General features: G+C 40.3%; 20 protein-coding genes. 16 read left to right on the top strand and 4 right to left on the bottom strand.

Annotation, left to right across the window (positions count from 1 at the left end; all coding sequences use genetic code 11):
• The first annotated feature begins 1,331 nt into the window (after positions 1 to 1,331).
• The 8 genes from AB4133_RS18535 to wecA (AB4133_RS18570) all read left to right on the top strand — a co-directional run bounded on the left by AB4133_RS18535 (position 1,332) and on the right by wecA (AB4133_RS18570) (position 10,077).
• Positions 1,332 to 2,303 (top strand): glycosyltransferase family 2 protein, encoded by a 972-nt coding sequence (locus tag AB4133_RS18535; RefSeq protein ID WP_372225294.1) that lies wholly within the window; start codon positions 1,332 to 1,334, stop codon positions 2,301 to 2,303.
• 3 nt (positions 2,304 to 2,306) lie between these two features.
• A complete protein-coding gene (locus AB4133_RS18540) occupies positions 2,307 to 3,446 on the top strand; it encodes a glycosyltransferase family 4 protein (protein WP_372225296.1) in 1,140 nt (379 codons plus the stop codon).
• A complete protein-coding gene (locus tag AB4133_RS18545; protein ID WP_372225298.1) occupies positions 3,436 to 4,695 on the top strand; it encodes a lipopolysaccharide biosynthesis protein in 1,260 nt (419 codons plus the stop codon). The genes AB4133_RS18540 and AB4133_RS18545 overlap by 11 nt, the downstream gene beginning before the upstream one ends.
• Before the next feature lie 19 nt (positions 4,696 to 4,714).
• The gene (locus AB4133_RS18550; protein WP_372225300.1) at positions 4,715 to 5,578 is read left to right on the top strand and encodes a glycosyltransferase family 2 protein; all 864 of its coding nucleotides are present in this window, start codon (positions 4,715 to 4,717) and stop codon (positions 5,576 to 5,578) included.
• The gene (locus AB4133_RS18555) at positions 5,578 to 6,660 is read left to right on the top strand and encodes a glycosyltransferase (protein WP_372225302.1); all 1,083 of its coding nucleotides are present in this window, start codon (positions 5,578 to 5,580) and stop codon (positions 6,658 to 6,660) included. Before AB4133_RS18550 ends, AB4133_RS18555 begins: the two co-directional genes overlap by 1 nt.
• Before the next feature lie 8 nt (positions 6,661 to 6,668).
• On the top strand, positions 6,669 to 7,835 hold the full coding sequence (locus AB4133_RS18560) for a nucleotide sugar dehydrogenase (RefSeq protein WP_372225305.1): 1,167 nt from the start codon (positions 6,669 to 6,671) through the stop codon (positions 7,833 to 7,835).
• Between the two features lie 194 nt (positions 7,836 to 8,029).
• Positions 8,030 to 8,896 (top strand): UTP--glucose-1-phosphate uridylyltransferase GalU, encoded by an 867-nt coding sequence (gene galU / locus AB4133_RS18565; RefSeq protein WP_372150017.1) that lies wholly within the window; start codon positions 8,030 to 8,032, stop codon positions 8,894 to 8,896.
• Between the two features lie 101 nt (positions 8,897 to 8,997).
• Positions 8,998 to 10,077, top strand: coding sequence for a UDP-N-acetylglucosamine--undecaprenyl-phosphate N-acetylglucosaminephosphotransferase (wecA, locus tag AB4133_RS18570; protein ID WP_372225307.1), 1,080 nt, complete (start codon positions 8,998 to 9,000; stop codon positions 10,075 to 10,077).
• 230 nt (positions 10,078 to 10,307) lie between these two features.
• On the opposite strand, the gene wecA (AB4133_RS18575) is transcribed toward wecA (AB4133_RS18570), so the two are convergent.
• Positions 10,308 to 11,372 (bottom strand): UDP-N-acetylglucosamine--undecaprenyl-phosphate N-acetylglucosaminephosphotransferase, encoded by a 1,065-nt coding sequence (wecA, locus tag AB4133_RS18575; protein ID WP_372165252.1) that lies wholly within the window; start codon positions 11,370 to 11,372, stop codon positions 10,308 to 10,310.
• Positions 11,373 to 11,722: 350 nt separating this feature from the next.
• On the opposite strand from wecA (AB4133_RS18575), the gene gpmM reads away from it, so the two are divergent.
• The 3 genes from gpmM to AB4133_RS18590 all read left to right on the top strand — a co-directional run bounded on the left by gpmM (position 11,723) and on the right by AB4133_RS18590 (position 14,365).
• Positions 11,723 to 13,255, top strand: a complete 1,533-nt coding sequence (gpmM, locus tag AB4133_RS18580; RefSeq protein ID WP_372225308.1) for a 2,3-bisphosphoglycerate-independent phosphoglycerate mutase — start codon at positions 11,723 to 11,725, stop codon at positions 13,253 to 13,255.
• 350 nt (positions 13,256 to 13,605) lie between these two features.
• Entirely contained in the window at positions 13,606 to 14,052 is a 447-nt protein-coding gene (locus AB4133_RS18585; protein WP_017093683.1) for an HI0074 family nucleotidyltransferase substrate-binding subunit, read from the top strand.
• A complete protein-coding gene (locus tag AB4133_RS18590; protein ID WP_017093684.1) occupies positions 14,042 to 14,365 on the top strand; it encodes a nucleotidyltransferase family protein in 324 nt (107 codons plus the stop codon). Before AB4133_RS18585 ends, AB4133_RS18590 begins: the two co-directional genes overlap by 11 nt.
• 36 nt (positions 14,366 to 14,401) lie before the next feature.
• On the opposite strand, the gene AB4133_RS18595 is transcribed toward AB4133_RS18590, so the two are convergent.
• A complete protein-coding gene (locus AB4133_RS18595; protein ID WP_372225310.1) occupies positions 14,402 to 14,653 on the bottom strand; it encodes a type II toxin-antitoxin system Phd/YefM family antitoxin in 252 nt (83 codons plus the stop codon).
• Between the two features lie 107 nt (positions 14,654 to 14,760).
• Positions 14,761 to 15,246 carry a methylated-DNA--[protein]-cysteine S-methyltransferase gene (locus tag AB4133_RS18600; protein WP_372179426.1) on the bottom strand — a complete coding sequence of 162 codons (486 nt, stop codon included), beginning with the start codon at positions 15,244 to 15,246 and terminating at the stop codon, positions 14,761 to 14,763.
• A gap of 155 nt (positions 15,247 to 15,401) precedes the next feature.
• Here AB4133_RS18600 and AB4133_RS18605 point away from each other — a divergent pair, with 155 nt between their 5' ends.
• On the top strand, positions 15,402 to 15,680 hold the full coding sequence (locus AB4133_RS18605; protein WP_372225311.1) for a type II toxin-antitoxin system RelE/ParE family toxin: 279 nt from the start codon (positions 15,402 to 15,404) through the stop codon (positions 15,678 to 15,680).
• Positions 15,680 to 15,976 (top strand): HigA family addiction module antitoxin, encoded by a 297-nt coding sequence (locus AB4133_RS18610; RefSeq protein ID WP_017067998.1) that lies wholly within the window; start codon positions 15,680 to 15,682, stop codon positions 15,974 to 15,976. The genes AB4133_RS18605 and AB4133_RS18610 overlap by 1 nt, the downstream gene beginning before the upstream one ends.
• Positions 15,977 to 16,038: 62 nt before the next feature.
• Here the strand turns inward: AB4133_RS18610 and AB4133_RS18615 are convergent, their stop codons facing one another.
• Positions 16,039 to 17,388, bottom strand: coding sequence for an MATE family efflux transporter (locus AB4133_RS18615; RefSeq protein ID WP_372225313.1), 1,350 nt, complete (start codon positions 17,386 to 17,388; stop codon positions 16,039 to 16,041).
• A gap of 216 nt (positions 17,389 to 17,604) precedes the next feature.
• Here AB4133_RS18615 and AB4133_RS18620 point away from each other — a divergent pair, with 216 nt between their 5' ends.
• The 3 genes from AB4133_RS18620 (at position 17,605) to ltrA (ending at position 22,378) form a co-directional block, all read left to right on the top strand.
• On the top strand, positions 17,605 to 17,895 hold the full coding sequence (locus AB4133_RS18620) for a co-chaperone GroES (RefSeq protein ID WP_004733324.1): 291 nt from the start codon (positions 17,605 to 17,607) through the stop codon (positions 17,893 to 17,895).
• Positions 17,896 to 17,946: 51 nt separating this feature from the next.
• Positions 17,947 to 19,593: a chaperonin GroEL gene (gene groL / locus AB4133_RS18625; RefSeq protein ID WP_017061290.1), complete on the top strand. Its 1,647-nt coding sequence runs from the start codon at positions 17,947 to 17,949 to the stop codon at positions 19,591 to 19,593.
• A 1,132-nt stretch (positions 19,594 to 20,725) separates the two neighbouring features.
• The gene (ltrA, locus tag AB4133_RS18630; RefSeq protein WP_108156761.1) at positions 20,726 to 22,378 is read left to right on the top strand and encodes a group II intron reverse transcriptase/maturase; all 1,653 of its coding nucleotides are present in this window, start codon (positions 20,726 to 20,728) and stop codon (positions 22,376 to 22,378) included.
• The last annotated feature ends 240 nt before the right edge of the window (positions 22,379 to 22,618 follow it).

Raw genomic sequence — 22,618 nt, forward strand, 5'->3', positions numbered from 1 at the left:
AGCAGAAAAAAGCGAACCGTAACAACAACTACCTTTCGCAAGTCCTTGCAGGGCTATGGGCTTCGTAATCTTACCCTGCATTTAACTTAAATGTATGATGTTATCAACATTAATACCTACCAAGTAATAATTATGTACATAGAAGCTTTAACATACGTATTTAGTATATTCATATTTATATTGGTATACAAGTTGGATCGGACTCATGATAAAGTTCTATCATTTGTATCCTTTCCGTCAATCTTCATTTTAGTATTTAGTTTAGTTCGATTTGATGAGTATCAGCAATATATACATTTTAATAATTTTTCTTTGACTTATGTTAGTTATTTATCTGTATCTATATTGGTGGTTTCATATGTTATTGGATTTTTTATACCATACCTTCTCAAGTTAAACCTAAATGGTCGATTATATATTAATGACAGTGTCGATTATTCTTTACAAAGGATAAACTTCTTTATATTTATTACGTTTTCTTGCTCACTATTGGCATTGATTTCAAATCTGTCAAATATTGGATTTAATATAAATTTAATGTTTGAGGGTGCGAGAGATTATGAAGAGTCTTTTGGTGCAAATTGGCTTGTCAACTATATGTACTTTCTTCATGTTCCATGTATGATTCTGATCGTTTTTAAGAATAAAATAAAAGGTAAAAGCTCAGCAATTGATATTGCTATATTCACGCTTGCTCTTTTGTTTTCTATTTTTCATGGTATAAAATTTACTGTTTTCGATGCTTTGTTTTTTCCACTATTATTCTATGTCTCAATTAATGAATTATCCAAAAAATCAAAAGTATTTTTCATTTCTGTTGTTTTTATATTCGTTATATTCTTTGCTTTCTTTTCTTTTCTTGTTAGAGGGGGAGGAGATGATTTCAACCTATTTGCTATCGTCGATTATTTAGTTCCAAATTATATAAATTTATTTTATGTATTAGAGATGGATGGGATCATATTTTCTTATCCATTTGACGCATATCTAGGAGGTATGACGCTACTTATTGATATTCCAAGGAACTTACCACAAGTTGATTTTCTAGTTAATTATAAGTACAACATGGTTACTGGGTATCCACATATATTAGCTGACTTCTTCTATGTGTTATCTTTTTTGTTTTTTACATCAATGATTTACATTTTTATTTATTTCAGGAATAGTAATACACTATTGGGTGGGTTTATTTGCTCATATATTTTATTCTCACTACTCATGATGTGTTATGCATACTATTTTGGAGCTAAATATAAATACATATATTATTTTATTGTATTTTTCATCATTAATTTTTTGTGTAAGATAAAACCAACAAGTAAGACTAAATCATGATCCTATCGATAATAATACCAGCGTACAATGTTGAAAGATATATAGATGACTGCTTAAGTTCAATCGTGCAACAGATTAAGATTAATAGTAATGTGGAAGTTATTATAATTAATGATGGTTCTACAGATAGTACTTTAGATAAGGCTAACTGTTATATTAGAAAAGGAAATGTCAAAGTCATCTCGCAAAATAATTCAGGCCAATCAAATGCAAGGAATCGAGGTATTCAAGAGGCTACGGGAGATTATATTTGGTTTGTCGACTCTGACGATCTAATTTCCCTTTGTTCGGTGGATATAATAACTAGTTTAATTATATCTAGCAATAAAAATATAGATATCATAGCCTTTAATGGGGATTATTTTTTAGACAATGACGATATTAACTTTAATCATGAGCAGTTGAGTTATTTGAGGCCGAAATTTTCTAATGATATTGTATCGCAAAGTGAATTTTTTAATGAAAGCATAAATAAATCTTCTTATTTTGTTCAGCCTTGCCATTATGTGTTTAACTCTAAGTTAATTGATGATGTTAAATTCGTAAATGGTATAATTTATGAAGATAATTTGTTCACAACAGACTTATTCATTAAAGGTAAGCGAAATATTAAAGTCATTCCAGATATACTTTATCGCAGAAGGATAAGGTCGGAATCGACAGTGACTTCTCAATTCACACAAAAGAATGTGATTAGCTTTAGAAGAGTCGTTGATGAATTGCTGACTAATCGCTGTTTATATGTAAAATATGCGAACGAGAAATGCATTGATACATACATATATTCAATGGTTGATAGCTATTACATTGCGCTACTCAGAGTCGGTGGACCCAGTTTAAAAACTAGAATGATGCATATGTTAAGTATGGTTACTTCCCGTGCCAGTTTCCCACCAATTAAAACTTTGGTTTTCTCAGTAATACCATTATGGCTATATAAGGTAACTAGAAATAAAAATAGGATATAATAAATGTCAAATAATATTGGTGTGATTTTCCCTTATGCTGAAAGTTATGATTCCCATTTCGGTGGTGCGATAGCAAGATGGGTTTATGAAGTGAGTTCTCGATCAAGTAAAGAATTTGAATACTCGATATACTCCGCTAGCGATAAGAATGACTATGGGGATAATGTATATAATAGTTATTATGGGAGTTATTGTAGTATAGTAAAGAAACTTGAACGAACATTCTCAAAAGGCTTATTACTTGACAAGCTATTTTTTTACATAAAAAAAATAACATGTAGAGATACTATTTGGATATGCTCTATATTTAGGCATGTTAAAAAATTAGACTTGATTATTGTTCATAATAGACCTAAGGTTCCTGCATTACTAAGAATGCTTGGTTTCAAGGGGAAAATATTCCTTCATATGCATAATAGCCATTTATATCATTCTACGTCTACTACGGTAGCTAAACTTAATCGATCAGCCGATAAAATAATTTATTGCTCAAATTTTTTGAAGAATGAAACAGTATATAAGTACCCTGAATTGGCATCGATAAGTGAAGTTATTTATAATGGAGTATCAGATAAAGAGATAAATTATAAAAATGCTCCAAAAAACAGATCAATACTTTTTGCAGGAAGAATTATTGAAAGTAAAGGTGTTATAGAATTAGTTAAAGCATTTAACTTATTTAGGTCTAATAATAACGATTACGTACTTAATATAGTTGGCGGAGTTTCTTCGGGGAGTAGTTCTCAAAAAACCAAGTATCTAATCGACTTAGAAAATGAAATAAAATTATCTAAATACAAAAATAATATTAATTTTTTAGGCTATCTCGACCATAAAGAGCTTCTTGATGAGATGAATAGAAGCGAAGTTTTGGCAGTACCTTCTAAGTGGAAAGAACCTTTTGGTATGGTTGCTTTAGAAGGGTTCGTGAAGGGGTGTAAAGTTATAGCGACTGAAGATGGAGGAATTCCTGAAATTTTGGGGGGGAATGGCTTTTATTGTAAATGTAATCCTGAATCAATATCGAATGCTATAAGCAAGGCAATCTCAAGTGACAGTTATGTTATTCAGAATGACATAGGTAAGTTCACATGGGGCAGTATATCTAAAAAATTTGATATGATGCTGAGACATGAACATTAAACTGATAAAAAACTTTGTTGGGGCATTTACAGGAAGTGCGTCAGTAGCCGTGATTAACTTTATTACTATACCTCTATTATTGACTGGGCTTGGTATAAATGGTTATGGCGAATTATCTATAATTCTAACCTCTTTTTTAGTTACTCAGATTTTAACTAGCTTACAACCTTGGCAAGCATTCATAAAATTTTGGTTTCAATCTGAGAGTAACAAAGAAAAATTACTCACCTTTAGTTTAATTGCTGATGTATTTTCTTGTTTACTTGGTGCGATAATAATTTATTTCACGTTAACATCACCTGTTTTTTCTGATTTATTTTTCATCGTAAGTAATCAAGTAGCATTTGTTTTTTCACTAGCACTTTTATTTAACCCATTTTCATTTTTTATAGGGATTTGTAGGGTTAACGATAAATTTCTATTCCTATCCTTTTGTGAATCTTTAAGATCATTCATAAGATTATTAGGCGCATTAACTATAATCAATCATGGGGATTTATTAACATACTCTTTGTTCTTTATGGCTAGTAATCTTCTAGTGTTACTATTTGCATCAATCACCATGCGACATCAACTATTGTTGGCCATAATTGGTATGTTTAGGTTAGAAAGGTTGGATTTTTTATATTTCAATCGTTTTATAAAGTTTTCCTATTTAGTTTCTTTGAAATCAATAGTCGATTTGCCAGTTCAACATTTAGATAAATTTTTGGTTTCATCTATACTAGGTAATAGTTCAGTTGCTATATATGATATCGCAAAAAGAATAAATCAAGGATTTGGAGTTTTTATAAATGTGGTTAATCAAATATACTACCCTGTGTTGGTAAAAAAAATAGAAGAGCAAGGTTTTAACACATCATTGAGTTATGTTGTTAAAATTAGTGTGATTCTTGTTTTTTTTGGTGTGGGAATGTTAGTGACCTCATACGTGTACATGGATGAGATATATTATCTTTATAAGATGGTTTTTGATTTGTCATACTCAGATTTTAAATTTAACTTTATATATACGTCTGTTTTTTTGATTTCGAGTTGCTTTTTATTAATTCATGTTTTTTTTCAAGCGTCAGGATTTGTTGGTAAAGATGTATTTTTTCTTACTATAGCAAATATTATGTACTTAGTTATTTGTATTTTTGGATTAAGTGCTTATGGAGTTGAAGTTATTATTATTGCTTATACTCTACAGATATTTTTAGTACTATCTTTTAAGATTTTTATTTTAAAGAAGAATGTTAATATTTAATTAGAATTTAGAGGTTTACATGCTCGTTTCTGTAGTCATACCATCTTATAACTCCAGTAAGTATATGAAAGAGACTCTTTGTGCAGTGTATAGTCAAACTTATGCACATATTGAAGTCATCATTGTTGATGATCACTCCGATGATTTCGATGATCTTGTTAATTTGGTGTCTGGATTAGCAAAAAGTAATTTGACTCTATTTAGACAGCCGAAAAATTTAAATGGTGCAGCTGCAAGAAATAAAGGTGTTGAGTTATCTAAAGGTGATTTAATTTGCTTTCTTGATGCTGATGACTTATGGGAACCAACTAAAATAGCTGAGCAAGTATCTGTTTACAAAAAGAATAGTGTAGTTACTTGTAAAACGAAACCCATATTAAGGGGAAAACCTGTAATTAAAGAATCAGTGAGAAGTGATTATGATTCGAATAGAACAGGTTTTTTCAATCTTTTTGGCAAGTTAGAGCATAATCTGGTACTGCAAACATCCTCAATCATGATCTCAAGGGAAGATTTTTATTTGATTGGTGGATTTGATGAGTCGCTATTCAGGCATCAAGACTTCCAATTAGTTTATGCTATAGACCTTTTTAAATTAAATGTTATATTCGTAGATAAATATCTTTCTTATTACGTTAAAGATGATAGAACTGCTATTCAAAAGGGTTGGTCAATAAAGAGAAGTGAATATTTTATTGATAAATATAGAGAAGGGTTTAAAGGGAATGAATTATTGAACTTTCTAGTAATTCAACTTATGGGACCTTCAATAAAATGCAAATCTATGTTTTCTTGGATGAGGCTCTGTTATAAATACAAGGTTGGCTTAGCCAAGGTTTTATTTTTGTCAATATGTTACTTATCTAAAAGGTTATTTGGTTGATGAAGGATTTGATTATTATACAGAACTCAATTGCGACCACTTTAAAGTTTAGAGTATCTTATATTGATGAATATCTAAAGTCCGGTGGAAACGTATTTATAATATCTCCAAATGATTGTGAAAATTCGAATCGTGAATTGGTTAATAAAGGGTGTAAGGTTTATTGGGTACCATCTTTTAAAGGTGTGTTTGGAACATTAATATCATCATTATTTATGAATGCTCATCTAATACGATTGAAATTAAATCTAGATAATCCTTCAGTAGTATGTCATTTCCTTGTGTCATACTTGATGTGTTTTGTGTCTTTATTTATTTTTTATAAAAAAGTTTTAGTGAGTATCGAGGGATTAGGATCTATATTTTTGAAAGGTGGTGTTCCGGTAAGAATAATGCGTTTTCTACTTAACCAACCAAATATAACTAGGGTGTTTTGTAATAATGATGAGAGGGATATACTTGGTAATCAATCCGACTTAGTAAGCGGTGGTATTGGTGTAGACACGAAATTTTTTAGTCGTTCATCTCATAAAAATAACTCACTAGCTCCCCCAATTAGATTGATCTATGTTGGAAGACTAATTAAAGATAAGGGAATAAAAGATGTTTTTGATATTTTTAGAGGGCTATTGGATTATGGATGCACGCTAACAGTTGTTGGCGATATATACCCTAACAACCCTAGCTCTTTAACTTCTAAAGATATTGAAAACTATAACTTGGAGTTTGGTGACTTAGTTAGTTTTAAAGGTTATGTAGCTGACCCAAAGTTTTTTTATGAAGAATCGGACATTTTACTGCTTCCTTCAAAACGAGAAGGGTTTCCAGTTTGTGTAATGGAAGCTAATTCAATGGGCATCCCAGTCGTTGTTTATAATGTCCCAGGCTCTAGAGATGCAGTAGTAAATTTTTGTAATGGTGTTTGTGTGGAACTTGGCGATATTAACGCAGCAGTTATCGCAACTTTACAGATTTATAATGATGGTAATATGGGTGATATTATCTCAAGCTCAAGATCTTATGCTGAAGAGTATTTTGATCGTGAAGCTAAGACTAAATATTTTTTAGAGCTACTAAAATAAGGTTCATTATGAAAATTGCAATTGCCGGTACCGGCTATGTAGGCTTATCAAATGCGATGCTGTTATCGCAGCATAATGAAGTTGTCGCGGTTGATATCGTGGCTGAAAAAGTAGATATGCTTAATAACAAGCAGTCTCCGATTGTTGATACAGAAATCACCGATTTCCTGACCAATAAATCACTCAACTTCACCGCGACACTTGATAAAGAGTTAGCTTATTCCAACGCGGAATACGTCATCATCGCCACACCAACTGATTATGACGTAGAGACGAATTACTTCAATACCTCTTCCGTTGAAGCGGTAATTAAAGACGTAATGGCGACTAACCCAAATGCGGTGATGGTGATCAAATCTACTGTGCCTGTCGGTTATACGGCACGAATTAAACAAGAATTCGGTTGTGAAAACCTACTGTTCTCACCTGAGTTTTTACGTGAAGGTAAAGCGTTATATGACAACCTGCACCCATCGCGCATTGTAGTGGGCGAACGTTCTGAACGCGCGGCAGTATTCGCTAACCTACTACTAGAAGGCGCGGTCAAGAAAGACGTTGAAATCTTGTATACCGACTCGACCGAAGCAGAAGCGGTAAAGCTGTTTTCCAATACTTACTTGGCCCTGCGCGTCGCTTACTTTAATGAGCTAGATACTTATGCAGAATCGCACGGCTTAGATACGCGCCAAATCATTGATGGTGTGTGTTTAGATCCGCGTATTGGTTCACATTACAACAACCCGTCATTTGGTTACGGTGGTTACTGTTTGCCGAAAGACACCAAACAACTGCGAGCGAATTACTCAGACGTACCGAATAACATCATAGGTGCGATTGTAGATTCGAATACCACACGTAAAGATTTTATTGCTGATTCAATCATCAAGCGTAACCCTACACGCGTAGGCATCTACCGTTTAGTGATGAAGTCAGGCTCTGACAACTTCCGTGCTTCAAGTATTCAAGGCATTATGAAACGCTTGAAGGCGAAAGGCATTGAAGTGGTGGTGTTTGAACCGGAGCTGAAAGAAAAAGAGTTCTTCCGCTCATTAGTGTTAACGGATTTCGAACAGTTCAAGTCAAGCTGTGATGTGATTGTCTCAAACCGTATGGCCCAAAATTTGGCGGATGTGAAAGACAAAGTATATACGCGCGATCTATTCGGCAGCGATTAGTTCTTCTCCTTCCAATAGAGTCCCTAATGTGTATTACTTTGGGGCGTTCATATTTTCAATAAACCTCAAAACTCTAATAATTGTAGTGCCTCAACTTAACTTGGGTTTGAGGCACTATTTGAGATGGAAATGTCTCAATATCATCCGCAATATTTTATATATTCGTCAGTTAATAACACATAAGAATTTAAATCATGATCAAACACTGCTTATTCCCTGCAGCGGGTTATGGCACGCGCTTTTTACCTGCAACTAAATCCATGCCAAAAGAAATGATGCCTATCGTTAACAAGCCGCTTATTGAATATGGCGTTGACGAGGCGATTCAAGCGGGCATGACCAGCATGGCCGTTGTTACTGGCCGTGGTAAAAGCTCGTTAATGGATCACTTTGATAAGAACTACGAGCTTGAGCACCAAATTCAAGGCACTAACAAAGAGTCTTTACTCGATGATATACGCTCTTTGATTGATTCAGCTCAGTATACGTTTATTCGCCAACGCGAAATGAAAGGGCTAGGGCATGCCATTTTAACAGGCAAAGAACTGGTGGGTGATAACCCATTTGCGGTTGTTTTGGCTGATGACCTTTGCATTAATGATGACAAAGGCGTGTTAGCACAAATGGCCGCTTTGTATCGCCAGTTCCGTTGCTCTATTGTCGCGGTAGAAGAAGTACCAGAATCTGAAACGCACAAGTACGGTGTGATTGCCGGTGAGCACTTAAGTGATGATTTGATTCGCATTACCGATATGGTTGAAAAGCCTGAGCAAGGTACCGCACCAAGTAATCTTGCGATTATTGGTCGTTACATCTTAACGCCAGACATCTTCGATATTTTGGAAGAAACGCAGCCGGGTAAAGGCGGCGAAATCCAAATTACGGATGCGCTTTTAGAGCAAGCCAAAAATGGTTGTGTGATTGCGTACAAGTTTAAAGGTAAGCGTTTTGACTGTGGTAGCGTCGATGGCTACATCGAGGCGACGAACTACTGTTATAAAAATGTCTACCTCAAAGGCAACAAAGCCGAAATGGATAAAACGGCAACCGAGAAAGTGTAGCCTATCCAAATTCGATGAATCGCGATGGCAGCTTTTTATTGTCGTCGCTTCATCACTCCTCGGAATCACCTTTATTTAATTATCCCAAAGGGCTTAAATCAATGTCGCTGTTTGATTACCTTATCGAACTCTCTATGTTCTTCTTTCTTGCCCTTGCGGTGTTGTATTGTATGCGTAAAGTCGGCTACGCCATTGGCTTAGTTGATAAACCGAATGCTAGAAAACATCATGAAGGTGTGGTCCCTTTGGTGGGCGGTATTTCCCTTTGTATTACCTTGTTGTACTTCTTCTACGTGAGTGCGTCAGAAATCAATAACATAGAGGTAATCGCCACGTGCTTAACGATACTGGTGCTGATCGGTGTGGCAGATGACCGCTTCGATATCAGTTTTAAGCTTCGCATGGGTGTGCAAGCTGTCTTGACGCTGATCGTAATGCATTATACCGGGCTAACGCTTTCTCATGTTGGTAATGCGTTTGGGTTTGGTGTTTGGGACTTTCCGGTTGCCATCGATTATGTTGTTACCATATTAGCTGTGATCGGTGCAATTAACGCTTTTAACATGGTTGATGGTATTGACGGGCTATTGGGTGGTTTAAGCATAGTGGTGTTTGCCTCGTTAGGTGTGCTGTTCTATGCCCATGGCCTTGAGTTTTATACCTTCTTTATGGCAGTAATGGTGGTTATCTTACTTCCCTTCGTGCTGTTTAATTTGGGGTATTTTGGCAAACTACGTAAAGTGTTTATGGGCGATGCCGGTAGCATGATGATCGGCTTTCTCGTGATCTGGATTTTAATCCGAGGAACACAGCCTGAACACGGCCACTATACGATTCGTCCGGTGACGGCATTGTGGTTAATTGCGGTGCCTTTGATTGATATGATGGCCATTATGATCCGTCGTATTCGAAAAGGGCACTCTCCGTTCCAACCTGACCGCGAGCATTTTCACCACATTATGCAGCGTATCGGCTTTACCCCTCGTGAGTCGTTAGTGGTGATCTGTTTGGTGCAATTGGTGTACTCAACGCTCGGGTTACTAGGCGAATACTTCCAAGTACCAGAATACATTATGTTCTACACCATTGTTGTGTGTTTCTTCCTCCACACCTACGCGATGACACACTCGTTTAAAATGGCGAAGATTGTAAGAAAGTGGAAGAAGTTAGAAGCGAAATAGTTTGATGTGTCGTTAACGGACAAGTCTACTATCGCAGTGCTTAGCTGGGTAAATTAGAGAGTTAAAGCAGTTAAGTTACAATAGCTCAAACTAAGACAAATATAGAAAAAGAGCCCAATCTTATCGAGATTGGGCTCTTTTGCGTTTAGCTTGAGAAGTTTTAGATGTAAGCACTTTTGCTCTTAATCATCTTCACTTGAAAACCGAAGCCATTAATGCACTTCTAATCATTAGTACACTTTTTCTGGAAGGTTACGCCAACTTCTAATCCAGCTTGTGATACGCCAAACATAGCTCATGGCTACAGTGTATGAAGCAAAACACATCATAAACAGGATGAACATGGTCGATTCAGCGATCGCTAGGAATTCACCGTAGATACCGAAGCCAGCAAAGCTACTTGCGATCGCACAAATGATGGCGAGCGTTTGTCGCGATGTAAAACCAAGGCGTTGGAAGATGTGGTGTAGGTGTTCACGGTCGGGCTTGAAAGGGGAGTCACCGCGGCGTACGCGTCTGAACATGATGGCAGCCATGTCCATCAGCGGAACAGCAATTAACCACAGTGCAGTTATTGGTCTCATCATAGCTTCTGATGGATCTTGGCTTGCGCCCAGCAGTAACCAAATCACAGTAAAGCCAATCATCATGCTGCCAGCGTCGCCCATAAAGACCTTACGCTCTCGCCCAAGAATACCAAGATTCATCATGATATAAGGAATGGTTGCGACAATGAACACCACGCATAAATACGCTAAGCCATGTTGGCTGTCGACTTGAAGTAAAACGGCGATACCGCCAAAAGTTACAATAGCAAGCCCACCTAACAATCCATCAATGCCGTCGACCATATTGAACGCGTTAATCGCGCCAATCACTGCGAGTATGGTTACTACAGGGCTCAGGAAGCCTAAATGCAGGTCGCCAGTACCAAACAGGTTACCAATGTTATCTAATCGAATGTCGGCGAAATACATCATGCCGAGGGAGAGAATTGCTTGCACCACCAGTCGTATTTTGAAGCTAATGTCGAATTTGTCATCAAGCGCCCCGATAATAATAAGAGCAATAACAGAAGCTAAAAAGAGTGGGCTATGCGGGATGACGTCTGGATGGGTAACGATGAATTGGCCAATGGTTAAGCTGATCGCTATACCACCTACCAATGGGATCGCACCAGTGTGTAACTTTCTCTCATTCGGTTTATCCACTAAGCCAATGGATTTTGCCACTTTTCTCATCAAAAAGAGTGAGGAAAAGGAGAAGAAGCCAACAAATGATAGCTCTAATAACATAATGAACTCTAGCCAGTTTTTATGATAATTTTATTTGCGTGTAGCTTACGTTAAAACCATCAATTTGTACACTCAGTTGAGTATGTTTTGTTCGTTGTTTTTTGAGTGTGATATTGGGTTTTAGTATGTAACTCAGTGTTAATACAGAATGACGACAGCGATATTTCCCTAAATACTGTTGCTCAAGGTTTATGCGACCCTTAAACACAAAATGACGCTTTTTTTCACATTCGATCATCCTACCTGCGCCCTTTCTTGATCTTCCACTACAGTTTTGACTGTAAACTGTAGTAAAATTACGCTAATTTGTTTTTATACCGATTTATTTTGAATTGAACGAGGTCAGTCCTATGTCAGCTAAGAAGCCAATGGCTCTAGTGATCCTTGACGGTTACGGTTACCGTGAAGACAACCAAGACAACGCTATCGCGAACGCTAAGACTCCAGTTTTAGACGGTCTTATTGCTAACCAACCTAACACGCTAATCTCGGCTTCTGGCTTAGATGTAGGCCTACCTGATGGCCAAATGGGTAACTCAGAAGTGGGTCACACCAACATCGGTGCGGGTCGCGTGGTATACCAAGATCTTACTCGTATTACTAAGTCAATTTCAGATGGTGAGTTCGGCCAAACTGAAACGCTAGTGAACGCTATCGATAAAGCGGTGAAAGCTGAGAAAGCGGTTCACATCATGGGCCTTATGTCTCCAGGTGGCGTTCACTCTCATGAAGATCACATCTACGCAGCTGTTGAAATGGCAGCAGAGCGTGGCGCAGAGAAAATCTACCTGCATGCATTCCTAGACGGCCGTGATACGCCGCCACGTAGCGCAGAAAACACACTAGCACGCTTCCAAGAACTGTTCGCTAAGCTAGGTAAAGGCCGTGTGGCTTCGCTTATTGGTCGTTACTACGCAATGGACCGTGATAACAACTGGGATCGCGTTCAAGAGTCTTACGACCTGCTGACTCAAGCAAAAGCAGAATTCACGTTTGATACAGCGGTTGCTGGCCTAGAAGCGGCTTACGCTCGTGATGAAAACGATGAGTTTGTAAAAGCGACTGAAATCAAAGCAGAAGGCGAAGAGTCTGCCGCTATCGTTGATGGCGATGCGGTAATCTTCATGAACTACCGTGCTGACCGTGCTCGTGAAATTACACGTGCATTCGTTCCTGATTTCGATGGTTTTGCTCGTAACGTATTCCCAGCGATCGATTTCGTGATGCTGACTCAATACGCAGCAGACATCCCGCTTCTATGTGCATTCCCACCGGCTTCTCTAGAGAACACTTACGGTGAATGGCTATCGAAGCAAGGTAAAACGCAGCTACGTATCTCTGAAACAGAGAAATACGCGCACGTTACTTTCTTCTTCAATGGCGGTATCGAAGACGAGTTCGAAGGTGAAGAGCGTCAACTTGTTGCTTCTCCAAAAGTAGCAACTTACGACCTACAGCCAGAAATGAGCGCACCAGAGCTAACTGAAAAGCTTGTTGCCGCAATCAAAGGCGGCAAATACGACGCTATCGTTTGTAACTTCCCTAACTGTGACATGGTTGGCCACACTGGCGTTTACGATGCAGCAGTTAAAGCGGTAGAGTCGCTAGACGAATGTCTTGGTAAAGTGGTTGAAGCAATCAAAGAAGCTGACGGCCAACTGCTAATCACAGCTGACCACGGTAACGCGGAAATGATGGTAAACCCAGAAACGGGCGGCATCCACACAGCACACACTAACCTACCAGTGCCACTTATCTACGTAGGTAACAAAGACATTGAGTTCAAAGAGGGCGGTAAACTGTCTGACTTAGCACCAACGATGCTTTCTCTGTCTGGTATCGCAATTCCAGCTGAAATGTCAGGTGATGTGATCGTTAAATAGTCAGTAGTTAAATAGTTGTTTGGCTCAGCGGCTCACGTTGAGCTTTAACGATTTTGAAAGCCCGCACTTCAAAGTGCGGGCTTTTTTATAGATGTGAGATACGAGTAAGCGAGATGAGAAGAGCTTAAGAACGGATGCGTGATGTGAGATACGGGTAAACGAGTAGCGAAGAGCTTAAGGACAGGTATTGGGTAAGAAAAACATGCAGGGGAGAACATAAGGGCACGACCTTAAACAAAAGACGAAAAGAACAGTCTTGATGAATATCGAAAGAGTGACATTTCTTGAATGATTAGGTAGCTTAAGGCTCATACTATACTTGTCTTTTACCTTATATTTAGGCTGTTTATATGAACTCAAACCCAGACCGTTGGAAGCAACGACTGCAAAACTTAATGAAAGCGCAGCAAAGGCTTGAGAGAGCGTGCTCACAAGATAGCTACAATGAGTTAGAGCTCGCTGGGTTAGTACAAACTTTTGAATTTTCTTTCGAACTTACATGGAAGACCCTTAAAGACTTACTTGAGTTTGAAGGGTTTGATGTGGCTTCGCCGAGGAGCGTTTTTCGTACAGCCTTAGAAGCTAAGCACCTATCTTCGGAGCAGTGTGAGATCATGCTTGAAGCACTCATAAAACGAAATTTATTGTCCCACACCTATGATGAGGAAAATGTCCTTGAAGCTCAGTCACTGATCTTAGAGTCATTTTCACCAGTGATAGGGCAAGTCACACTCTATTTAAAGCTTAAATGTGATCAAGAGGGTCAATGCGAACAAGAGGTTAAATGTGATCGATAGTTATTTGGTTAGCCCAGGCTCTGTCGGCCTTAAGCCTCATCAATATCAGCTGATTGAGGATGTTGTTTTGAACCATGCTTCAGTCATTCATGCCTGGGTGTTTGGTTCTAGAGCCCTTGGAACTTATAAAGATAACTCTGACATCGATATTGTTATCGAGGGGGACGGTATTTCGTTAAGTGTCGTCGCAGGCTTGCAAGATCGTTTAGAACAATCGTCACTTCCATTCAAGGTTGACTTGCTCGTTAAGCATAGAATTACATCGAATGAGCTACTTGCCCATATTGACACCTATGGGATTAAACTCAAATAATCGAGCGTATTTTTATTAGCGTATCGATGATGTTGATTATTGAACCGATTGTTTACGCTTTGCCAGTTTATCTTGAACCTGAGTACCTGAATTGACTCGGCCATGTTTTTTATCATCAATAGAAAACGATAATAGTTTCATTAGCGCTATAGCTTCTTCTCTATGCTTTCTATCGTCATAAGATTCAATCGTATAAGCGGGCTTACCATTTTGAGTAATGGTCATAGGTTCAGATAAATCGAGGTTGGCTGCGTGCTTTTTTAAGTAACCTATCGTTTCAGTGGACATTATCATTACCTCTTCATATGAAATTTTAAATATAGACTATATGTTGTCTGGTGATAATGGCGCTTCTTGATGGCGAAACGTTTATATTTTTGCTCTAGTGAGACAAATTATTGCGTTTTATCTATAACCGAACGTTCAAAATCCAACAACCACTCTTTGCGGTTCATGCCGCCGGTGTAGCCGGTTAATGTTCCATTTGCGCCGATGACTCGATGGCAAGGTACAACAATACTAAATGGGTTCTTGCCATTTGCACCACCCACAGCTCTTACTGCTTTTGGGTTGTCCATTCTCTTTGCTTGTTCACCGTAACTGATGGTTTCGCCATAAGGAATGGTTGTTAAAGCCTGCCAAGCTACTTTTTGAAACTCAGTGCCTTTTATCGCTCTTAATGGCAAATCGAATTCTATTCGTTGACCTGCGAAGTACTCATCTAACTGTTTCGCTGCCAGTTGGCAAAGGTCATCTGGATTGCTAGTCATTAGCTCTTCGTGATTTACATGGTCAATTTCAATAAGCGACACACCATTGCTCACAATGATCATCTTGCCAATTGGTGCGTCATAAAGCATTTTGTAAGTGGTGTCTTCCATGTCATCTTCCTTCTTTTAGTCTTTTTCTGCTCTCAAGCTCTTCGAATCTCGTATCTGTTTTTGAGGCTCTTCGCATCCCGTTTACCCGAATCTCGCATCTGCTCTTAAGCTGCTTGAAATTTGATTCATGATGCGCAACACGCTACACTCTCTGTATGATTAAAACATTCAAGCATAAAGGTCTCAAAAAGTTTTTTGAGACTGGCAGTAAAGCCGGTATTCAAGCTAAGCATGAGCATAAGCTTAGGATGCAGTTGGCAGCTATAGATACTGCAACCATTATTGATGATGTTGATCTACCTGGCTTTAAGCTTCACCCATTAAAAGGGGATAGAGATGGTATTTGGTCAATCACAGTAAATGGTAATTGGCGTATTACTTTCGAATTTATTGATGGTAATGCCTATATTTTAAATTATGAGGATTATCACTAATGAGTATGCACAACCCTCCTCACCCAGGTGAGTTTATTTATGACCTATATATGGAACCGTTTGGTTATAGCTGTCGTTTTGTTGCAAAGCAGCTTGATGTATCCCCTTCTACGCTGAATCGTGTTCTTAAAGGCCAAAGTGCAGTTTCTCCTGAAATGGCTTTACGTCTTTCTAAGTCACTGGGTAGAACCCCGGAGAGTTGGTTAACAATGCAGGATCACTATGATCTGTGGCAAGCAAAACAGAACGTTAATCTAGCGAAGGTAAATACGATCAACTTTGCTCTAGCGACATAAATATAACGAAGATGGACTAAGCGCTGCGTAGTCAGCGTTTGTCTTTCAGTTTTTGGTTTGTACTATCCCTCTTCGTATCCCGCATCTGCTTTAGCCCTCACACGAAGTGCAAAGCAATACCCTGAAATACCACCCATGATGTTCCCCAAGGCTAAACCAATAAACAACCCTTCGACACCATCAATTTGGCTGCCTATCCACGCAAAGGGCAAGGTAAACACAAACAAACGCATGAAGCTCCATTGAAAGGCTTTGAGTGGTTGATGCATGGCATTCATTCCACTGATCAGCATCATCACAATACCTTGGAATCCATAGCTAAAGGGGACGACCAACAAGTAATGCCACAAAATGCCTCGTACGGATTCTTCTTGGGAGAACAGGGCAGCTAAGGGGATGCTCAACGGCACCATCATTAAGAAAATCAAACCTTGGAACATCACAGCAAAACGCATACTCAGAAACAGTGCCTTAAAACTGCGTTGTGGGTTGTTTGCGCCAAAGTTCTGCGCCATGAAAGGCGTAAGCGCCGAAGTAAGAGACATCAACACAATGATAAGAATGGACTCGATACGTTGCGCTGCGCCATACGCCGCCACGGCTTCAGTCCCTTGTTTGGCCAGCATCATCATGATGATAGCGCCGGCAAGTGGGTTCAGAGCGTTAGACAAAGCCGCTGGGGTGCCTATTTTTAAGATCTGTCGCCAGTCACTGACGATGTTTGTCAGCTTAGGCGGCGCAAGCAGTTTTTCTCGCACCATCAATACGTAGAGTGAGCCACACAACGCACCAAACCAACTGAAACCACTGGCAATCGCAGCGCCTTGAATCCCCAGTTCAGGAAAAGGCCCATACCCGAAGATGAGTAGCGGATCTAAAACGCCATTGATAAGGCCAGCCAACATCATGATCTTGGCGGGTGTTTTAGTATCGCCGCTGGCACGAATGGCGCTGTTGCCTGCCATGGGGATGACCAAAAATGGGATCGCGAGATACCACACCGACATGTATTCCGATATCAGCGGCAACAACTCTTGCTTTGCTCCTAGCAGGGTAAACATAGGTTCTAAGGCGATAATACCTAATGTAGACGCGCAGCCGACCAGAAGCAGAGCCAGCAATAAGCCATGACAGGTAAAGCGTGCTGCATTTTGTGCGCTGCCTTGGCCAAGCAATCGACCGATACATGTCGATAAGCCAATACCAATCCCCATGGTGATGCAGTTGATGGCAAAGGTGACTGGAAAGGTAAAACTCACCGCGGCTAAGGCTTGGGTGCCAAGCAATGAGATGAAGAAAGTATCGACGAGGTTAAACATCAAGATCGCCACCATACCGAATATGGTCGGTATGGTCATGGTACGCAATGTACTCTCAATTGGGGCAGTTAATAGCCCGTGCTTATCTTGCATGCAAAACGCCGATAGAAACCAAAAGCGTAGGATAAACAGATGCGGGATACGAGTAAACGAAAAGCAGGGAAAGATGAGGGGTGAGAATCTGCACTTTAGCTCACAATTTTTTCGTTCCCCCCTTGGGTTCTTCCACATCGCCCCAACATATTGGGTAACCCCATGCCAATCGTGGCAACTATCAAATTAAATGGAAATTATCAGGAGATCCGACCGATGAATATCCGTCCTCTACACGACCGAGTTATCGTTGAGCGCCAAGAAGTTGAATCTAAATCTGCTGGTGGCATCGTTCTAACTGGTTCTGCCGCTGAAAAATCAACGCGCGGTACTATTCTAGCTGTTGGCAAAGGCCGCATTTTAGAAAATGGTTCAGTACAACCATTGGACGTTAAAGTTGGCGATACTGTTATCTTTTCTGAAGGCTACGGCACTAAAACTGAAAAGATCGACGGCAAAGAAGTTCTGATCATGTCTGAAAACGACATCATGGCGATCGTTGAGTAATCCGCGCCACACATTGAACTGATTTAATAAAGAATTTTAAAGGAAATTAAGATGGCTGCTAAAGACGTTAAATTTGGTAACGACGCACGTATTAAAATGCTAGAAGGTGTAAACGTTCTGGCTGACGCAGTAAAAGTAACGCTAGGTCCTAAAGGCCGTAACGTTGTTCTAGACAAATCATTTGGCGCACCGACTATCACTAAAGATGGTGTTTCAGTTGCACGTGAAATCGAACTTGAAGACAAGTTCCAAAACATGGGCGCACAAATGGTTAAAGAAGTGGCTTCGCAAGCGAATGACGCGGCGGGCGACGGTACGACTACAGCAACAGTTCTTGCTCAAGCAATCATCACTGAAGGCTTAAAAGCCGTTGCTGCTGGCATGAATCCAATGGATCTTAAGCGCGGTATCGACAAAGCAGTTATCGCTGCAGTTGAAGAGCTAAAAGGCCTTTCTGTTCCATGCGCAGATACAAAAGCTATCGCGCAAGTAGGTACTATCTCTGCGAACTCTGATTCGACAGTAGGTAACATCATTGCTGAAGCGATGGAAAAAGTAGGTCGTGATGGCGTAATCACGGTTGAAGAAGGTCAGGCTCTACAAGACGAGCTAGACGTAGTTGAAGGTATGCAGTTCGATCGCGGTTACCTATCTCCTTACTTCATCAACAACCAAGAAGCAGGTTCTGTTGATCTAGAAAGCCCATTCATCCTTCTTATCGACAAGAAAGTTTCAAACATCCGTGAACTTCTTCCGACTCTAGAAGCAGTTGCTAAGGCATCTCGTCCACTTCTTATCATCGCTGAAGATGTAGAAGGCGAAGCGCTTGCAACTCTAGTTGTGAACAACATGCGTGGCATCGTTAAAGTGGCTGCTGTTAAAGCGCCTGGTTTCGGTGACCGTCGTAAGTCTATGCTGCAAGACATCGCTATCCTAACTGGCGGTACGGTTATCTCTGAAGAGATCGGCCTAGACCTAGAGAAAGTAACGCTAGAAGACCTAGGTCAAGCTAAGCGTGTAACTATCACTAAAGAAAACTCAACCATCATCGATGGCGCGGGCGAAGAAACAATGATCCAAGGTCGTGTTTCTCAAATCCGTCAACAAATCGAAGATGCAACGTCTGACTACGACAAAGAGAAACTTCAAGAGCGCGTAGCTAAGCTAGCTGGCGGTGTTGCAGTAATCAAAGTAGGCGCTGCAACTGAAGTTGAGATGAAAGAGAAGAAAGACCGCGTTGAAGATGCACTTCACGCAACTCGCGCTGCCGTTGAAGAGGGTGTGGTTGCTGGTGGTGGTGTTGCACTTATCCGCGCTGCATCTAAAGTTGCTGGCCTTGAAGGCGACAACGAAGAGCAAAACGTCGGTATCCGTGTTGCACTACGTGCAATGGAAGCGCCTATCCGTCAAATCACGAAGAACGCAGGTGATGAAGAATCTGTTGTTGCTAACAACGTTCGTGCTGGCGAAGGTAACTACGGTTACAACGCGGCGACTGGCGAATACGGCGACATGATTGCAATGGGTATCCTAGATCCAACTAAGGTAACTCGCTCTGCACTTCAGTTCGCAGCGTCAGTTGCTGGTCTTATGATCACAACAGAAGCGATGATCACTGATAAGCCACAAGATTCTGGCCCTGCAATGCCTGATATGGGTGGCATGGGCGGTATGGGTGGCATGGGCGGCATGATGTAGTGCGACAAGGGTCGAATTGACTGTTCCTCAGGATAATGTACTGAGGTGGGCGGAAATATCGTTGGATATAACCGCCCTAGTTATCAACTCCGAGGATGTAATGATAACGCTCTGCCTAGAGTTCCTCTCACCCAACCTCCATACCCGAAAGGGTCTTCGAAACGGAAATATGTCAGAGGCAGCGTGCTGCCTCTTAGTTAACTATGCCGATGTGCATTCAAAGTAATAATCTTTGGCACCAACGCGCAGGAAACTGCCTTTAAAAAGGAAAGACATGGGACCGACATGCCAATGGTTTGGCATGCCCTCATAAACTGCAGCTCTTGGCTTCTTAGCTGAAAGTGAGTACTCCTCACTGACAGAACAAGAAGAGGTGCTTCAACAGTCAATTGACTGAAGCTTGTGTTTGTATTGTCTTACTCTCAACAACAGTTTGAGTGATAAGACCTACTTTGTAGCAAGTAGTAGCCTAGGGATAGTGCGAATCTGGTAACGGATTGGTGCGAAGCTTCCTGACAATGTACTCCCTGAAAAGGTGTGTCGTTTGCGCGAGCAAATAATACAGATATCGGTAATGACGACCGATTGAGAGGCTAGGCTTGGTTATAAGGTTAACGTATGTGAACTACTGATAAACAACGTCAGCCGCGACGAGCGAAATGTCTTTGTTTGTAGCAATCAATCTAGGTTGATTACTGCAAGGCGCTCTGACCAAAAGGTATGTGGACAGGTTATTCCTTTTACATCTGGGATTACGCTACTGTTGTGCCACCGTTGAATAGGTAGAACCTAAGTAACTAATTGTACAAATACAGGAACTTGGTAAGCCCAATTATTCGCCCTCGAGGCAGGTAACCCGTAAGGGGAGCTGTTGGATGAGTGGGTATGGGAGCGATGGATAAAGCGAATGCTTGGCTGTAATCGCCAAGATAGAGGTTCAGACTTTGCCTCAACTCGAAAGAGTGCAGACTTCCATTAGGTCTTTAATCGTAAGAAGGCTTGTAAAGCCGAAGGATGACTAGCGAACTTCGTTCGCTGGTTGATACTTGTCCCCCTAAGGGTGAATGATACTTCACCCTTAGGGGAGATCTATCTTCACTCCACATGGGGGATCCACCATGAGGAAAGCAAGATGAGTAAGGCACAGTGTCTACCTGCATTCTCATACTCGAACGATAGCTGGCAAACCATTAATTGGAAGCTATGCCATCAAAGAGTAAAGAAGCTACAAGTACGGATTGCGAAGGCAACTAAACACGGCGATAACAGGCAAATTAAAAAGCTACAGCGCATGTTAATACGCTCTTTTTCTGCCAAAGCGATAGCGGTAAAACGGGTAACCGAAAACCGTGGAAAGAAAACATCAGGTGTCGACAAAGTACTTTGGAATACACCAACTTTGAAATGGGATGCTATTCAATCTCTAACGAGTAAAGGCTACAAGCCAATGCCGTTAAGGAGGGTTTACATTCCTAAATCTAATGGTAAAGAACGTCCGCTAGGAATACCGACCATGCGTGATAGAGCAATGCAGGCACTGCACCTGTTAGCGCTAGAACCTGTATCGGAAACCAAAGCGGACAGACATAGCTATGGATTTCGTCCTCACCGCAATTGTGCTGATGCTATTGAACAATGTTTCGTAAACCTCAGTCGCAAGAGTAGTGCCCAATGGGTATTAGAGGGGGATATTAAAGGGTGTTTTGATTTCATTAGTCACGATTGGTTAATCGCTAATATCCCTATGGATAAAGTGATACTCAAGAAGTGGCTTAAATCCGGATTTATGGAATCTGGAAGTTGGAATCCAACAGAAGCAGGTACACCGCAAGGAGGAATTATTTCTCCTGTACTTGCGAATATGGCTTTAGACGGGCTAGATGCGGTGCTGGAATCTCATTTCGGGAAGAAAAACACCAAAGCTAGTTATAAAACTAAGGTTAACTATGTGCGATATGCTGACGACTTCGTCATCACTGGCATCTCGAAAGAGTTGTTAGAGCAAGAAGTACTGCCAATAGTTGAAGCCTTTATGGCGGATCGTGGGTTAGAACTGTCGAAGGAAAAAACATTAATCACACATATAGAGAATGGGTTTGATTTCCTAGGGCAGAACGTTCGGAAATACAAAGGCAAGATGTTAATCAAGCCTGCGAAAAAGAATGTGAAAGTCTTTTTGAAAAACATAAAAGATTATCTCGATAGTCACAAAACGGCTCCAGCGAGTGCAATCATTGCCAAGTTGAACCCGATGATCAGAGGGTGGTGTAATTACCATCGTTGGATCTGTGCTAGTGAGACATTCAAGTATGTAGATTACCGAATCTGGAAGATGCTTTGGCGTTGGTGTCGACGTATCCATTCTAATCGCCGAAAACGCTGGATTAAAGATAAATACTTTAAGTCAGTAGGGGATAGGAATTGGGTATTCAGTGCACCAAGACCAAAAGAGGAAGATGGCTACTACCGTTTGCTTTACGCATCGAGAGTGAAAATCGACAAGCATGTAAAGATTAAGGCATTAGCGAATTGTTACTTACCAGAAGATGAGCAATATTTTGAAAGTTTGACGATCAGAAGATTGAAGAAATCTTTATCAGGTAACATGAAGCTTTGGAAGATTGCCGAAAGGCAGGGTTTCCAGTGTGCGGTATGCCACCGGCAGTTTGCCTCTGAAGATGAATGGGATGTTCACCATATCATTCGACGAGTCGATGGTGGTTCGGACAATAGCGAAAATCTTATGATGTTGCATATTAATTGTCATAGGCAATTACATGTTTGAGTTGCTGGCATTTACTTAGGTAGGTGCTTATAAAGGCTTGAGCCGTATGCGGGGAAACTCGCACGTACGGTTCTTAGGGGGCGGTGTCGCAGTAATGCGTCGCTGCTACCCTACATCATCCCCCTTTCTCTATAGCAGAGAAAGTCACACATAAGCTTTAGAAAACGGAGACTTCGGTCTCCGTTTTTTTGCTCTTAAGCCTTATTTATTCGCATCCCGTATCTGTATTTCAGCTTCACC

This window comes from Vibrio sp. 10N.286.52.F8 (assembly GCF_041468745.1).
GTDB classification, from domain to species: Bacteria; Pseudomonadota; Gammaproteobacteria; order Enterobacterales; family Vibrionaceae; genus Vibrio; species Vibrio crassostreae_C.

Bases quoted from the DNA above. Each gene is read 5' to 3' on its own strand.
- AB4133_RS18600 (WP_372179426.1), bottom strand. From the start codon at position 15,246: ATGGAAGACACCACTTACAAAATGCTTTATGACGCACCAATTGGCAAG.
- AB4133_RS18615 (WP_372225313.1), bottom strand. From the start codon at position 17,388: ATGCAAGATAAGCACGGGCTATTAACTGCCCCAATTGAGAGTACATTG.
- AB4133_RS18540 (WP_372225296.1), top strand. From the start codon at position 2,307: ATGTCAAATAATATTGGTGTGATTTTCCCTTATGCTGAAAGTTATGAT.
- AB4133_RS18535 (WP_372225294.1), top strand. From the start codon at position 1,332: ATGATCCTATCGATAATAATACCAGCGTACAATGTTGAAAGATATATA.
- groL (WP_017061290.1), top strand. From the start codon at position 17,947: ATGGCTGCTAAAGACGTTAAATTTGGTAACGACGCACGTATTAAAATG.
- AB4133_RS18560 (WP_372225305.1), top strand. From the start codon at position 6,669: ATGAAAATTGCAATTGCCGGTACCGGCTATGTAGGCTTATCAAATGCG.
- AB4133_RS18585 (WP_017093683.1), top strand. From the start codon at position 13,606: ATGAACTCAAACCCAGACCGTTGGAAGCAACGACTGCAAAACTTAATG.
- AB4133_RS18555 (WP_372225302.1), top strand. From the start codon at position 5,578: ATGAAGGATTTGATTATTATACAGAACTCAATTGCGACCACTTTAAAG.
- gpmM (WP_372225308.1), top strand. From the start codon at position 11,723: ATGTCAGCTAAGAAGCCAATGGCTCTAGTGATCCTTGACGGTTACGGT.
- AB4133_RS18605 (WP_372225311.1), top strand. From the start codon at position 15,402: ATGATTAAAACATTCAAGCATAAAGGTCTCAAAAAGTTTTTTGAGACT.
- galU (WP_372150017.1), top strand. From the start codon at position 8,030: ATGATCAAACACTGCTTATTCCCTGCAGCGGGTTATGGCACGCGCTTT.
- AB4133_RS18620 (WP_004733324.1), top strand. From the start codon at position 17,605: ATGAATATCCGTCCTCTACACGACCGAGTTATCGTTGAGCGCCAAGAA.
- AB4133_RS18545 (WP_372225298.1), top strand. From the start codon at position 3,436: ATGAACATTAAACTGATAAAAAACTTTGTTGGGGCATTTACAGGAAGT.
- AB4133_RS18595 (WP_372225310.1), bottom strand. From the start codon at position 14,653: ATGTCCACTGAAACGATAGGTTACTTAAAAAAGCACGCAGCCAACCTC.
- ltrA (WP_108156761.1), top strand. From the start codon at position 20,726: ATGAGTAAGGCACAGTGTCTACCTGCATTCTCATACTCGAACGATAGC.
- AB4133_RS18610 (WP_017067998.1), top strand. From the start codon at position 15,680: ATGAGTATGCACAACCCTCCTCACCCAGGTGAGTTTATTTATGACCTA.
- wecA (WP_372165252.1), bottom strand. From the start codon at position 11,372: ATGTTATTAGAGCTATCATTTGTTGGCTTCTTCTCCTTTTCCTCACTC.
- wecA (WP_372225307.1), top strand. From the start codon at position 8,998: ATGTCGCTGTTTGATTACCTTATCGAACTCTCTATGTTCTTCTTTCTT.
- AB4133_RS18550 (WP_372225300.1), top strand. From the start codon at position 4,715: ATGCTCGTTTCTGTAGTCATACCATCTTATAACTCCAGTAAGTATATG.